Annotated in this window: 1 protein-coding gene; it reads left to right on the forward strand. The window is 68.1% G+C overall.

What is annotated here, in order from left to right:
* Nucleotides 1-310 (forward strand): methyl-accepting chemotaxis protein (locus QWI17_RS16525; RefSeq protein ID WP_302723631.1); only part of this gene is annotated, 310 nt, incomplete at both ends.

A 310-nucleotide genomic window follows, 5' to 3' on the forward strand; every position in this document is an offset into this window, starting at 1 on the left:
GGCGCGCAACGCCGAAGAAGCAGCCCAAGCGGCCGAGTCGGCAGACGCCAAGGTCGGCTCGGGCCAGCAGGTGGTGCGCCAGAGCATGCAGCGCATCGAACAGCTGGCCGCCGCGGCGGAAACCGCCAGTGCCGGCATCGACAGCCTCAGTGCCGAAATCCATACCATTGGCGATGTGCTGGAAGTGATCAAGAGCGTGGCCGAGCAAACCAACCTGCTGGCGCTGAACGCCGCCATCGAAGCCGCCCGGGCCGGTGAGCAGGGGCGCGGTTTTGCCGTGGTGGCCGACGAAGTGCGGGCCTTGGCCAAG

This window comes from Gilvimarinus gilvus (genome assembly GCF_030518155.1).
Lineage (GTDB): Bacteria > Pseudomonadota > Gammaproteobacteria > Pseudomonadales > Cellvibrionaceae > Gilvimarinus > Gilvimarinus gilvus.